This is a genomic window from Arenibacterium sp. CAU 1754 (assembly GCF_054482635.1).
This window is the reverse complement of sequence record NZ_JBTLRG010000001.1, coordinates 1,009,496-1,022,804: the sequence shown is the minus strand read 5'-3', so window position 1 is coordinate 1,022,804 and position 13,309 is coordinate 1,009,496. Positions and strand designations below refer to the sequence as shown.

At 62.5% G+C, this 13,309-nt stretch carries 13 protein-coding genes; 6 read left to right on the top strand and 7 right to left on the bottom strand.

All coding sequences use genetic code 11. The features are described 5' to 3' along the window. Window positions 1–11 precede the first annotated feature (11 nt). From metG to ACXYMO_RS04955, 5 genes are all read right to left on the bottom strand, one after another. Window positions 12–1,730, bottom strand: a complete 1,719-nt coding sequence (metG, locus tag ACXYMO_RS04975) for a methionine--tRNA ligase (RefSeq protein WP_458877550.1) — start codon at window positions 1,728–1,730, stop codon at window positions 12–14. A gap of 160 nt (window positions 1,731–1,890) precedes the next feature. Next, complete coding sequence (locus ACXYMO_RS04970) at window positions 1,891–2,487, bottom strand: lectin-like protein (RefSeq protein ID WP_458877549.1); 597 nt, start codon at window positions 2,485–2,487, stop codon at window positions 1,891–1,893. Between the two features lie 203 nt (window positions 2,488–2,690). After that, window positions 2,691–3,923: an MFS transporter gene (locus ACXYMO_RS04965; protein WP_458877548.1), complete on the bottom strand. Its 1,233-nt coding sequence runs from the start codon at window positions 3,921–3,923 to the stop codon at window positions 2,691–2,693. A gap of 79 nt (window positions 3,924–4,002) precedes the next feature. Further along, a complete protein-coding gene (locus ACXYMO_RS04960) occupies window positions 4,003–4,599 on the bottom strand; it encodes a YceI family protein (RefSeq protein ID WP_458877547.1) in 597 nt (198 codons plus the stop codon). Between the two features lie 97 nt (window positions 4,600–4,696). Beyond that, window positions 4,697–5,311 carry an ImuA family protein gene (locus ACXYMO_RS04955; RefSeq protein WP_458877546.1) on the bottom strand — a complete coding sequence of 205 codons (615 nt, stop codon included), beginning with the start codon at window positions 5,309–5,311 and terminating at the stop codon, window positions 4,697–4,699. Window positions 5,312–5,423: 112 nt separating this feature from the next. Here ACXYMO_RS04955 and ACXYMO_RS04950 point away from each other — a divergent pair, with 112 nt between their 5' ends. After that, the gene (locus ACXYMO_RS04950) at window positions 5,424–6,470 is read left to right on the top strand and encodes an aldo/keto reductase (protein WP_458877545.1); all 1,047 of its coding nucleotides are present in this window, start codon (window positions 5,424–5,426) and stop codon (window positions 6,468–6,470) included. 56 nt (window positions 6,471–6,526) lie between these two features. Here the strand turns inward: ACXYMO_RS04950 and ACXYMO_RS04945 are convergent, their stop codons facing one another. Beyond that, window positions 6,527–7,516, bottom strand: coding sequence for a GlxA family transcriptional regulator (locus tag ACXYMO_RS04945; protein WP_458877544.1), 990 nt, complete (start codon window positions 7,514–7,516; stop codon window positions 6,527–6,529). 81 nt (window positions 7,517–7,597) lie between these two features. Between ACXYMO_RS04945 and ACXYMO_RS04940 the strand changes: the two genes are divergently transcribed. Genes ACXYMO_RS04940 through ACXYMO_RS04925 form a run of 4 tightly spaced genes read left to right on the top strand, consistent with a single transcriptional unit; the run spans window position 7,598 to window position 11,332 of the window. After that, complete coding sequence (locus ACXYMO_RS04940; protein WP_458877543.1) at window positions 7,598–8,512, top strand: beta-keto acid cleavage family enzyme; 915 nt, start codon at window positions 7,598–7,600, stop codon at window positions 8,510–8,512. Between the two features lie 8 nt (window positions 8,513–8,520). Next, on the top strand, window positions 8,521–9,060 hold the full coding sequence (locus ACXYMO_RS04935) for a lipocalin family protein (protein ID WP_458877542.1): 540 nt from the start codon (window positions 8,521–8,523) through the stop codon (window positions 9,058–9,060). Between the two features lie 38 nt (window positions 9,061–9,098). Next, window positions 9,099–10,574 carry a carnitine 3-dehydrogenase gene (locus ACXYMO_RS04930; RefSeq protein ID WP_458877541.1) on the top strand — a complete coding sequence of 492 codons (1,476 nt, stop codon included), beginning with the start codon at window positions 9,099–9,101 and terminating at the stop codon, window positions 10,572–10,574. Beyond that, complete coding sequence (locus ACXYMO_RS04925) at window positions 10,571–11,332, top strand: SDR family oxidoreductase (protein ID WP_458877540.1); 762 nt, start codon at window positions 10,571–10,573, stop codon at window positions 11,330–11,332. Before ACXYMO_RS04930 ends, ACXYMO_RS04925 begins: the two co-directional genes overlap by 4 nt. 73 nt (window positions 11,333–11,405) lie before the next feature. Here ACXYMO_RS04925 and ACXYMO_RS04920 read toward each other — a convergent pair whose 3' ends face one another. Continuing rightward, a complete protein-coding gene (locus tag ACXYMO_RS04920; protein WP_458877539.1) occupies window positions 11,406–12,266 on the bottom strand; it encodes a helix-turn-helix domain-containing protein in 861 nt (286 codons plus the stop codon). Between the two features lie 106 nt (window positions 12,267–12,372). Between ACXYMO_RS04920 and ACXYMO_RS04915 the strand changes: the two genes are divergently transcribed. Beyond that, window positions 12,373–13,293 carry a fatty acid desaturase gene (locus ACXYMO_RS04915; protein ID WP_458877538.1) on the top strand — a complete coding sequence of 307 codons (921 nt, stop codon included), beginning with the start codon at window positions 12,373–12,375 and terminating at the stop codon, window positions 13,291–13,293. Window positions 13,294–13,309 lie beyond the last annotated feature (16 nt).

Sequence of the window (13,309 nt, the reverse complement as noted above, 5' to 3'; positions counted from 1 at the left end):
GCGCGACCCGGTCAGTCGCGCACCCCGGAAAACCGCTCCTGCCAGTCTTCGCGCTGCTCGTCCGTGATCTTGGCGAACAGAACGTCGGGCACGCTAAAGGCGTGACCAGCGGCTAGGCTTTCGAGCGCCGCTGCCACGTCATCGGGCCAGGCGGTGTCATCCGTATGCATTGCGGCCAGCATGTCGGCAGACGCGGTCGGAATGAACGGGGCGCTCAGCACAGCGTAAAGACGGATCAGGTTCAGCCCCAAACGCACCTGCATGGCCGCCTGGTCCGGGTTTTCCTTGAAAGTCGACCAAGGCGCGGCGCTTTGCAGGTATTCATTGCCCAGCACCCAGATCGCCCGCAGTTCCTGTGCCGATTTGCGCACCTCCATCGCCTCCATATGTCCCTCGTAGGCGCGGATGCGGGTGGTCAGGTCGGCAATCAGGGTGGCTTCGGCCTCGCCCGGTGTACCGCCGTCGGGGACGATTTCGCCAAACTTGGAACGGCAGAACTTGGTGATACGGCTGACAAAGTTGCCCAGAACATCGGCCAGATCCTTGTTCACCGAGGTCTGGAAGTTGTCCCAGGTAAATTCGCTGTCGCTGCTTTCGGGTGCGTGGGACAGCAGCCACCAGCGCCAGTAATCGGCGGGCAGGATTTCCAGCGCCTGATCCATGAACACGCCGCGGCCCTGGCTGGTCGAGAACTGGCCGCCGTCATAGTTCAGGTAGTTGAAGGATTTCAGATGGTCGACCATCTTCCACGGCTCGCCCGACCCCAGAATGGTGGCCGGGAAGGACAGGGTATGGAACGGGACGTTGTCCTTGCCCATGAACTGGACATACCGCACGTCATCGGCGCCCTTGTCGGTCCGCCACCAGCGTTCCCAATCCGCATCGGGCCGGCCTGCGGCATCGGCCCATTCCTTGGCACAGGCGATGTATTCGATGGGCGCGTCGAACCAGACATAGAAAACCTTGCCCTCCATTCCGGGCCAGTCCTCGGTGCCTTTCTTGACCGGAATACCCCAGTCCAGATCGCGGGTGATCCCGCGGTCCTGCAGCCCGTCGCCATCGTTCAGCCATTTCTTGGCGATCGAAGTGGTCAAGATGGGCCAGTCGGTCTTGCTGTCGATCCATTTTTCCAGATCGTCGCGCAGTTTGGACTGGCACAGGTACAGGTGCTTGGTTTCGCGCACCTCAAGGTCGGTTGACCCCGAAATGGCGCTGCGCGGTTCGATCAGGTCGGTCGGGTCCAGCTGTTTGGTGCAGTTTTCGCACTGGTCGCCGCGCGCCTTGTCATAGCCGCAGTTGGGGCAGGTGCCTTCGATATATCGATCGGGCAAAAACCGGCCATCGGCGTTGGAATAGACCTGTTTTTCAACCACTTCGCGGATCAGGCCGTTTTCGGCGAGCTTGCCGGCGAAATGCTGCGTCAGCGCATGGTTCTGCGGGCTGGAGGACCGGCCGAAATAGTCAAAGCTGAGCCCGAAACGTTGGGCGATTTCGGCCTGAACTTCGTGCATTTCAGCACAGTAGTCGGCGACCGGTTTTCCAGCCTTGGCCGCAGCCAGTTCGGCAGGGGTGCCATGTTCATCCGTGGCGCAAAGGAACATCACCTCGTTTCCGCGTCCGCGCAGATAGCGCGCATAAAGATCCGCCGGCAACTGCGAGCCGATCAGATTGCCCAGATGTTTGATACCGTTGATATACGGAATGGCCGAAGTGATGAGAATGCGTGCCATGATGCGCCCCTGCTCGATTGGCCTTTCGTTTATCGCAAGGATGGCGCGAGGACCAGCGCCGGAATGTACCCTGTTGCGATTGGGGCAGGCAAAGGCCGTGCAAACGAAACACGCCGCCCCAAGGCCGGGACGGCGTGTGCATTCAGTCGTGTCCGGTCGTTCAGGAGGCTTTGCGGCGACGCCCAAACAGACCCATCAGGCCCAGACCGGCAGCGGCCAGCGGCAGCGATGCGGGCACAGGAACAGGCGCGGGGGCCGCGTTGTATTCGACAACGTATTTGTGTGTGCCACACCCGCCGTCGCAGTCGTTCCACTTGTCGCCGCTCCACCAGCCTTGCAGGTAGTCTTCGCCATAATAATCGTTGGGCTCACCCGCGTTCCAGTTGGAATAGCTGAACGCCTCGCCGGTGACCCACTGGAACGATCCTTCCTGCTGAAGGTCTGTCGCGCCCAGCCACGCCGTCACGTAATAGCTGTTATGACCGTTTGCCAGCGTGAAGGCATGATTCAGCGTGTTGAGAAATGCCTGCTCGGCGGCGCTGGTGATCGTGGCGAGATAGCCGGTTTCGCCCTGGTGCGACGAAGAAGTGGCCGAAGAATTGGCCGTGTCCCAGGTGATCTGACCGATGCCCAGCCAGACGACTTCGTACCAGTGATCGTTGCCGCCATCAGCGACCGACCATTGAACAGGAGACGCGTTGGCCTGGGATGCGAGGCCGAGGGCCAATACGGCGGATGCGAGAAATGATTTTGTCATAGGATGCCCATTTTTTGGCTGCAATTTTCAGCGATGGTTGTGCCGCATTCTGAACATAATTCAAATGGAAACGCCGCGATGCGAAAGGATTGATAAGAAAAGATAAAATTTCGCCGTGAAACGGGGATCAATGCAGCCGTCGTATGGTGATTGTTTCGCATTCGCGCGCAATCAATTGGTCGGGAACCGCGCGGGTTTTGCTGTCAGTCCTTATCGGATGAATCACGGCTGCGTCCGGTCAGACGCCCGATGATGAACGAGGTGCGCGGCGCATAGAGATAGGGGGTCCGCGACGTCCGCGTCGGACGCACCCGCATGCGGGTCAGGCCGAACACAACCAATACCAGGTGACCTGCCGCGATCAGGGCGAACATTGCGGCCGGGCCATAGGCGGCAATCAGTGCCGAGGCGAGGTAGGGCGCGGCAATGGCCCCGAGCGCGAAAAAGAACATCAGCGCGGCCGACAGTTCGACGCGTTCGGAACTGTCGGCGAAATCGTGGGCATGGGCCGCGGCGACCGAATAGATCGGAAAGGTGGTCAATCCGAACAGAAACGCGCTGGCCATGACACCATTGGTGCCGGTGCCCTGTGCCCCGACCGTTATGGCCGAACTGAAGATCGCCGCGACCGACAGCCAGATCAGCACCCAGCGCCGGTCGTATTTGTCGGCCAGCCATCCGACGGGAAATTGTGCCAGGGCCCCGCCCAGCACGAAGGCGGCCAGAAACCACGCGATCTGCCCGGTGCCAAGCCCGACCTCCTGCCCGTAAACCGGCCCGATCATGCGGAACGAGGCCGACGACAGCGCCGCGACAACAACGCCTGCCGCCGCAAGCGGGGACCGTGTAACCGCCAGCATCGGGCGCAAACGCGGGGCATCCGGCGTGTCCGGCTGCGGTGCATTTGTCAGGGTCAGCGGCAAAAGCGCGGCACAACACAGGATGGCCAGCAAGTTGTAGGAGACATAGCTCGCCGGGCTGAGAACACCGATGAGAAGTTGGGCGACCAGCGACCCGCTCATGTCCACAACGCGGTAAATGCCCATCGTGCGTCCGCGCGTTTCATTGGTCACCTTGTCCTGCAGCCACGCCTCGATCACCGTGTAGCACCCCGCCACGCACAGCCCCGATGCCACCCGCATCACCGCCCAGGCATAGGCGTCGATCACAAGCATATGGGACAGCAGCCCGATGGCGCCGGTGGCGGTAAAGGCGGCAAAGGCTCGGCTGTGCCCGACGCTGCCCATCAGGCGCGGGGCCCACCAGCAGCCAATGAAAAACCCCAGGAAATGGGCCGACCCCAACAGGCCGATCTGTGCCTTGGTAAATTCAAGTTTCAGCCCCGACAGCGCATCAAGCGGGCCAACCCCGCCGGTCGAAAGTTGCAGCAACAGCACCGACAGAAAGAGGGCGGTAAATGTGATCAGGACACGCATAGCCCCAGATCGCGTGCCTTTGGCGCGAACGCTTGTGGTTTATCGACCTTTGGTGTCGTTCTTGGCCATGTTTGCGGGCTCAGGCGGCGCGGATCACGGCGCTGATGTCCAGATCGACCCGGTCGGCGACAAGATTGGCATATCCCGACGCGCCAAATGCGGATCGGCTGACCTGACCGGACAGCCGTATTTGAAGCTGGCTGAGGTCATTGGGGTCAGTGCCTTGCGGGCGGTACAGGTTTGCATCCAGCGTGATGGGCCGTGTGTTTCCACGCAGGGTCAGCCGCCCATGCAGGCGCGCGCCGCCGGACAGGCGGCCGTCAGAAGCCAGCTCAACCCGTTCGGACACGAACCGGATGACCGGAAACCGCGCCGCATCCAGAACATCGGGACCGATCAGTGCCTTGGTGGCAAAGATGAAGGGCGTACGCGCCCCGGCGACATTCACGCTGACATCAACCTGGGACGCGGCCAGATCGTCGGGAGCGATGCGGATATCGGCACTGCGCACGGGCATGGTGCCTTTCTGCTGTGCCCCGTTCAGGATAAAGCGAAATCCAACCTGGGAGGCGCGAGTATCAAGGGTGTATCTTGTGCGCGCAGCGGCCAGGGCCGTGGGGCACAAGGCTAGGCTGGCCAGTGCGGTCAGCGTGGTGCGGCGGTTCATGTTGGCCATGGGGTATCTCCCTACATCTCCAATATAGGGCAGTTTTGTCCTACGTGTTGATTTTTGAATATGTGGTACGGCGCGGGCGGGCAATTGCGCTGCGCGGTCACGTCCCGTCCGGGGCCGGGGCAAGGGTCAGCCCGGCGCGCGGGGCGGTCTGGCTGGCGATCCAGCGTTTGGGGGGCAGGGTCCGGGCGCGGCGCCGCTCGATCATCCAGCGCCGGTCGGTGCCCTTATGCGCGGGGGCCATGTACCAGCGGCTCTCGACCCCCGGCGCGCCACCATCCCCCGGCGTCAGTAACAGGCCCAGCGGCGCGATCCCGCCCAGATCCGCACCCTGTCCGCCCGCCAGATGCAGGCGGCGCACCGGGGTCAGCCCCGGCGTAGCGGGCAGGTCGGCCACCACCAGCGGCACCGCGCCCGACCGCAGTGATTCCTCCATGCACCACAACAGATCTTCGCCCCGTTTGGGGGTGACAAACAGGAACCGCGCCGGATCGGCAAAGGCGGTCATGCCATCGGGGTTCAGCCGGTCACTTTCCCAGGCCGGGGAAATCCACAGCACCGGCCCCTGCATCTGACCGGCCACCCACATGGCAAAGCTGCGCCGCGCCGGGCCGCAAGCCTCGTGCACACGGGCCAGCGCCAGCGGCACATCGGGGTGCAGCGACAGGCTGGGCATTTTGCGTTTTGCAGTTGGTTTGAGCAGATGAGTCGTCATGCGGGCAAATATATATGTTCCTATTCTGTTCTCAAGAAAAACATGCGCTTTCGGTTTGCCTTTCATGAATGCCCCGCTAGGGTTCGTCCAACGCTGACGCAAGGAAAATCCAATGAAAATGAACCCTCTGGGCCGGACGGGCCTGACCGTTTCGGAACTGTGCCTTGGAACGATGACCTTTGGCACGCAGACATCTGAGACCGAAGGCCACGCCCAGATCGACCGGGCGCTGGAGGCCGGGATCAATTTCGTCGACACCGCCGAGATGTACCCGGTGAACCCGGTCAGCAAGGACACAATCGGGCGCACCGAAGAGATCATTGGCACATGGAACGCCGCCAACCCGGCGCGGCGCGGCGATGTCATCCTGGCCACCAAACACTCAGGCGAGGGGCTGGCCGCCGTGCGTGACGGCGCCCCCATCACCTCCGGAAGCATCCCCGACACGGTCGAAGGATCGCTGCGCCGGTTGCAGACGGATTACATCGATCTCTATCAGTTCCACTGGCCCAACCGGGGCAGCTATATGTTCCGCAAGAACTGGACCTATGATCCTTCGGGGCAGAACCGGGCCGAGACACTCGCCCATATCGAAGACACGCTGGAGGCGCTGCAAAAGCAGGTCGACAAGGGCAACATCCGCCATTTCGGCCTGTCCAACGAAAGCGCATGGGGCACGGCGCAGTGGCTGCGTGTGTCCGAGAATCGCGGCTGGCCGCGCGTGGTGACGATGCAGAACGAATATTCGCTGCTCTGCCGCCTCTATGACACCGACATGGCCGAGCTGAGCGTGAACGAGGATGTCGGTCTGATCGCGTTCTCGCCGCTGGCGGCCGGGTTGCTGACCGGCAAATATCAGGGCGGCGCGGTTCCCGAAGGGTCCCGCAAATCGCTGGTGCCGGGCATGGGCGGGCGCATCACGGACCGGGTGTTCGAGGCCGTCGGCGCCTATCTGGACATCGCACGCCGGCACGATCTGGACCCGGTGCACATGGCGCTGGCCTGGTGTCGCACGAGACCGTTCATGACCTCGGCCATATTTGGCGCGACCCGGATGGACCAGCTTGAGGTGGTATTGGGGTCGGTCGATGTGACCCTGTCGGATGAGGTCATGGTCGAGATCGACACCGCGCACCGCGCCCATCCGATGCCATACTGAGTTTGATCTGCCGTGGGCGCGGGTTGAGCCTGCGGGAGCCTCCGGCGGGAGTTTATTCAGCAAGATGAAGCAACGCTTTGCCTGTCATTGCGCAGGCTGCGCGCGGCCTGTCCGTGGGTGGCGCGAAAGGCGCGAGCGAAGGCCGATTGCGATGCAAAGCCGGTTGCCAGCGCCACATCGGTCAGCGGCATATCCGTATCCCGCACCAGTCGAAACGCTTCTTCGAGGCGCAATGTCAGGTAATGCGCCTGCGGGGAGACGCGCAGCCGGGCCTGGAACTGGGCCTGCAATGTGCGCGCGCTGGTGCCGATCTGGCGCGCGAGGGCCGGAATAGGCAGGGGGGTGTCGATGGTGTCTTGCATCAGCGCGCTGGCCCGCGCGGTCAGGGTGGAATGGCTCGGCTGTGCACCGATGCGTCGCTGCGCGCGGGCGGGATCGGGGGGGCTGTCATAGATGAACGCCCCGGCGACCCGGCCCGCCAACCCGGTGCCATACCGGGTGCCGATTAGGTGTAGCATCATGTCGATCGCGGGAGTTGCCCCGCCGCTGGTCATCCGGGCGCCGTTGATGTGAAACCTGTCGCGCAGGGTGGTGACGGCTGGAAACTCCGTGGCGAAGCGGTCGAGATCCTCCCAGTGGGGGCTGGCGCGGTGATTGTCGAGTAGCCCCGCCCGCGCCATCAGCCAGGGTCCACCATCGATGCCGGCAATGGTTGCCCCGGTTCCGGCGATGCGCCGCAGGCTGGCCAGCAGGGCCGGGGTTGCCTGCTGGTCGATCCCGAACCCGGCAATCACCAAAAGAAGATCACACCGCTCAAGCCGCGCAATGGGCGCGCCGGGCACGGTGAGGCCGCTGGTCAGGGTCGCGGGGCGCCCGGACGGGGTGACGTAACTCCAGCGAAACAATGTCCGCGCCGAGAGCCGGTTGGCCGCCCGCATCGGGTCAACGCCTGCGGCAAAGGACAAGGTGTTGCAATTGTCCAGCACCAGAACGGCGGTGGTTAAGGGACTGTCCGAGCGCGTCAGTATGTTTTTTGCGGACTTCATCAACTTGATTGCGTATCAGGTGAAGTTGTCTCCGCCAAGCGCCGTCATTCTGTGCGCAGAAATTCGCAAAAGGAGCGGGACATGCCACTTACCATGAACCGGGAGGTTTTCATCACCTGTGCCGTGACCGGATCAGGCGCCACGCAGGACCGCAGCCCGCATGTGCCCCGATCCCCCAAGCAGATCGCCGAGAGCGCGATTGCCGCCGCCAAGGCGGGGGCGGCGGTGGTGCATTGCCATGTGCGTGACCCGGACACAGGCGCGCCGAGCCGTGATCTAGAGCTTTACCGCGAACTGACCGACCGGGTGCGCGACAGCGACACGGATGTGGTGCTGAACCTGACGGCGGGCATGGGCGGCGACATGGTATTCGGCCCGACGGAACAGCCGCTGCCGCTGTCCAACGGGACCGACATGATCGGCGCAACCGAACGGGTGGCCCATGTGGCCGAATGCCTTCCGGAGATTTGCACGCTGGATTGCGGCACGATGAATTTTGCCGAATCCGATTACGTCATGACCAACACGCCCGGCATGTTGACTGCAATGGGCGGCATGATGACCGAATTGGGCGTGATGCCCGAGATCGAGGCCTTTGACACCGGGCATCTGTGGTATGCCAAACAACTGGTTGCCGATGGCGTGTTGAATGGCCCGGCTCTGGTTCAGCTGTGCATGGGCGTGCCCTGGGGCGCGCCGGATGATCTGAACACCTTCATGGCCATGGTGAACAACGTGCCGGACGATTGGACATTCTCGGCCTTTGCGCTGGGGCGCAACCAGATGGCCTATGTCGCCGCATCGGTCCTGGCGGGCGGCAACGTACGCGTCGGGCTTGAGGATAACCTGTGGCTGGACAAGGGCGTACTGGCGGAAAACTGGCAACTGGTGGAACGCGCCGGGACGATCATCGAGAACATGGGTGCACGGGTGGTCAAACCGGATGAGGTGCGTGCGAAACTGGGACTGGTCAAGCGGGCGCCGGGGCGGGCATGATATCCGACATGCCAGGGTATTTGGCTCGTCTGGCTGGTGTCGCCGCCTTGGCGGTCCTGGCTGCCTGCACGCCGGAAACGGGGTTTCGCACCGAACCCGGCCCGATTGGCGCCACCAGCCGCTTCGAGGCGCAGCGGTTTGACGGGACTTGGCATGTTGTGTCCCGCTTTGCCAAGGCGGGCGATCCGAACGCAGCCTCGCCAGAACAGTTTACCGTCAGTACACAGGCCGATAGCAACTGGCTGGTGCGCCATCAGCGCCGCCTTTGCGATGACGGGGCATGCAAGACCATGACGCAATCCGACAAGGCCACGATCATCGGACCGGGCAGGTTTGTCATGACGCGCGGGCGCAAGCAAATCGAACATTGGGTTCTTTGGGTGGACGAAGGGTATCGAACCGCCGTCGTGGGCGTCCCGTCCGGTGCATTTGGCTGGATCATGGAGCGAGGGCACAACGCCACGCCGCCCGACCGGCTCAAGGCCGCGCGCGGTATTCTGGAATGGTCGGGGTACGATCTGGCCAACCTAACACCGGTTCAGGACTGAAAACCGGTGCGGGGTCTTGTTGAAAATCGGAGCATGACATGACCAAGACAGCAGCCATCATCGGCGGCGGTGTGATCGGCGGCGGATGGGCCGCCCGCTTTCTGTTGAACGGGTGGGACGTCCGGGTGTTCGACCCCGACCCCGAAGCCGAGCGCAAGATCGGCGACGTGCTGAGCAATGCGCGCAGGTCTTTGCCGGGGCTGAGCGACGTGGCATTGCCCGACGAGGGCACTCTGAGCTTTCACGGCGAAATTTCCGAGGCGGTCGCCGGGGCCGTGTGGATACAGGAGAGCGTGCCAGAGCGGCTGGATCTGAAACACCGCACCTTTGCCGCCATTCAGGACGCATGTGCCCCGGACGCAGTGATCGGGTCGTCCACATCCGGGTTCAAGCCCAGCGAACTTCAAAACGGCGCGGCGCGGCCCGGCCAGATCATCGTCGCCCACCCGTTCAACCCGGTGTACCTGCTGCCGCTGATCGAGGTGGTGGGCACGCCGGAAAGCGACGCCGGCATGATGGACAGGGCCAGCGACATGCTGATCTCTCTGGGTCTTTACCCCTTGCGCGTGCGCAAGGAAATCGATGCCCATATCGCCGACCGGTTTCTTGAAGCCGTCTGGCGAGAGGCGCTGTGGCTGGTCAAGGACGGGATCGCCACGACCGAGGAAATCGACAATGCGATCCGCTATGGGTTCGGCATCCGCTGGGCGCAGATGGGACTGTTTGAAACCTATCGCGTGGCGGGCGGCGAGGCGGGGATGAAACATTTCATGGCCCAGTTCGGGCCTTGCTTGAAATGGCCCTGGACCAAACTGATGGATGTGCCGGAGTTTACCGATGAACTGGTCGACCTGATCGCGGATCAGTCCGATGAACAATCGGGCGCCTATTCCATTCGCGAGCTGGAGCGCATTCGCGACAACAACCTGGTGGCGATGATGCGCGCGCTGAAAGGTCAGGATTGGGGCGCCGGGGCGCTCCTGAGGGCGCATGATCAGGCACTGAAATCGGGGACGGTTCTGGCCGCGCGGGCCGCGGATGTGGCGGACCCTTCGCAGCCCATCGTCACGCTGGACCGGGCCGTGCCGCTGGATTGGACCGATTACAACGGCCACATGACCGAATCCCGGTATCTGGATGCCTTTGCACAGGCGACGGACCGGTTCATGGAGATGATCGGGTGCGATGCCGACTATATCGCCAGGGGCAGCAGCTATTTCACCGCCGAAACCCATATCCGGCATGTGGACGAGGCGCACGCCGGGGCCAGGATCACGGTGCGTACCCAGATGTTGCTGGGACAGGGCAAGAAACTGCACCTTTTCCATTCCATGTACGAGGGCGCGCGGCTGCTGGCCACGGGGGAACATTTCCTGTTGCATGTCAGCCTTGAAACCCGCCGCCCGTGCGATCCGGGCGCCGATGTCGCCGCAGCATTGGAACTGCTGAGCGCTGCGCAGGCTGGATTGCCCTATCCCGAAGGGGCGGGCCGGGCGATCCGGGCGCCGGGATGACCCGGCGGGTTCTGATAACGGCGGGCGCGTCCGGCATCGGGCGTGCGATGGCGCAGCGGTTTGCCGACACGGGCGCCGCGGTCTGGGTGGCCGATCTGGACGCGGCGGCCCTGGCCGATTGCCCGGACGATTGGCGCAAGACCCAAGGGGATGTGTCGGATGAGGATGTCATCGCCGGAATGATCGCGGATGTCACCCGCGATTGGGGCGGGTTGGACGTGCTGTGCGCAAATGCGGGCGTTCCCGGACCTACGGCAAAAGTTGAAGATATATCGCTAAGCGATTGGCGTAACTGCATTTCCGTCAATCTTGAGGGTGCGTTTCTGGCCGCGAAACACACCGCCCCCCTGATGAAGGCACAGAAATCGGGGGTGATGCTGCTGACCTCCTCGACCGCCGGTCAATACGGATACCCCAACCGGGCCCCCTATGCGGCGGCGAAATGGGCGGTGATCGCGTTGATGAAGACCCTGGCGATGGAACTGGGCCCCTTTGGCGTGCGCGCGAACGCAATTTGCCCGGGCGCGGTCGAAGGCCCCCGGATGGAGGGGGTTCTGAACCGCGAAGCCGCCGCCAAGGGCATGACCCGCGATCAGGTGTATGACGGTTACGCCAGCGGCACATCGCTGGGGCGTTTCGTCAGTGCCCACGACATTGCGGACATGGCCGTGTTCCTCGCCTCGGACGGCGCGCGGATGGTATCGGGGCAGGTGATCGCCGTAGACGGGCACACGGTGAACCCGGACCCCAAGGTTTAGGTTGAGTGGCTGTCGTGCATTGCCGTTCCGCAGCCCGTCGATGCCGGGCTTGGGAATAGGTCATTCCGAAAGATTATTTCACGTCTTCGCGCAACCGGCGCAAATGCCCCGGCAGATCACGTGCGGAAAGGTCGGACTCCCGCACCAGCGTATCGAAATGGCGGCTGAAGGTTTCGATCCGGTCCTTGTCGCGAAACGCCATGTAATGCCCACCCGCGTAGAACACGCAAAGCAGCGGGCCAAAAAGGGTGATGGGTGCGGAATAAAGGCGTTTGGCGTCAAACAGGTAGATGCGCAGGCGCGGATAAAGCTGATCACACAAGTTCAGAAAGTGGTCAATCTGGTTGCGACGGAGTTGCGCGGGCAGGCCCGCGTAATACCCGGTGCCTTCAGCAAAGCTCTGGAGTTCGTAATAAGGCAGGGCGATTTCGTAATCCGACCCCGCATTGCGCATCCAATGCAATCGGTCCTCGGACGCGCCGATGGCCTGATCTGCGGTGCGGCCCAGATGGGGGCTGTATTCCCATTCCAGCAGGGCACGGGTTTTCAGCATGTCGGGCAGGGCGGCAGGCACATGGCGGATCTTGTACCCCGCAGCCTCCTGATGCCACTCGAAGATACGTTCGTCGACCAAGGCGCGCGGGGCCTCGGTCAGGCTCAGGCTGCTGGCGAGGAGTTCCGCCGCGCTTTCGGGCCTGTCAGACAGGGACAACAACCAATCCGCCGACACCCCAAGGGCCGAGGCGCAGGACCCCACCACATGCGCATTGGGCAGGCGCGCGCCCTGATCGGTCAGAAGTTGTGAAATGGTCGACCGGTCTACGCCGATCTGGCGGGCCAGTGCGCTTTGCGTAGTGCCGGTCTGTTGCATGGCCCGGTCCAGCCGCGTGCGAAGCTGTTCGGCCCTGAGACGTTTGTCGATTTTATCGGGCATGTGGTGATAAATATCATATTTGCTTAGATTTGTTTACTATAAGCGAAATTGTAACAAAAACGTGAGTGTGGTCTCTGGCAGTATGCTTGTTACGGTGGGAGCGTGAATGTCAGCACTACCAAACGCGGCGCGAAACGACCGCGTGCAACAAATCGAATGGGTCACTTTCTCTTTGATCGCGGGATGTTATGCGCTTTGGCTGGGGGCGGTGTTCTGGCTGTCTGCCGTCATGCCCATGGCGGCCGTTGCCATAGCCGGTGTCCTGATTGCCTTTCACGGATCGCTGACGCATGAGGTGATCCACGGCCATCCGTTCCGCAACCAGTTTGCCAACGAAATGCTGATGCGCCTGCCCATCGGACTGGCGGTGCCCTATTGCCGGTTCCGCGATCAGCATCTGGCGCACCACCGCGATTCCAATCTGACCGACCCCTATGATGATCCCGAAACAAATTATCTGGATCCGGCCGTGTGGCCGGAAATGCCGGAATGGAAACAACGGCTGTTTCGCGCAAACAACACGCTGGCCGGGCGCATCCTTATCGGGCCGGTTCTGGGGATGGCCCTTTTTCTGCGGGACGAATGGCGGCTGGCCCGGGGCGGGGACCGCCGGGTTTGGGCCGCGTGGGGGATGCATTTTGCCGGCTGTGGTGTGGTTCTCTGGATCGTTGCCCTGTCGCCCATGAGCCTCTGGCACTATCTGGGTGCCTGTTACATTGCGTTGGCCCTACTGCGGATCCGCACGTTTCTGGAGCATCAGGCACATGAAAAAGTGCGCGGGCGGACCGTCATTGTCGAAGATCGCGGCCCGTTGGCGCTGCTGTTTCTGAACAACAACCTGCATGTTGTGCATCACATGCACCCCGGCGTGCCGTGGTATCAGTTGCCGCGCCTTTATCGTGAAGGAAAGGCACGCTTTCTAAGTATCAATCAAGGCTATTTCTATCGCTCCTACGCCCAGGTATTTGCGCAGTATCTGTGGCGCGCAAAGGATCCGGTGCCACATCCGCTCTGGCCGCGGCGATGACATTGGGTCTATAGGG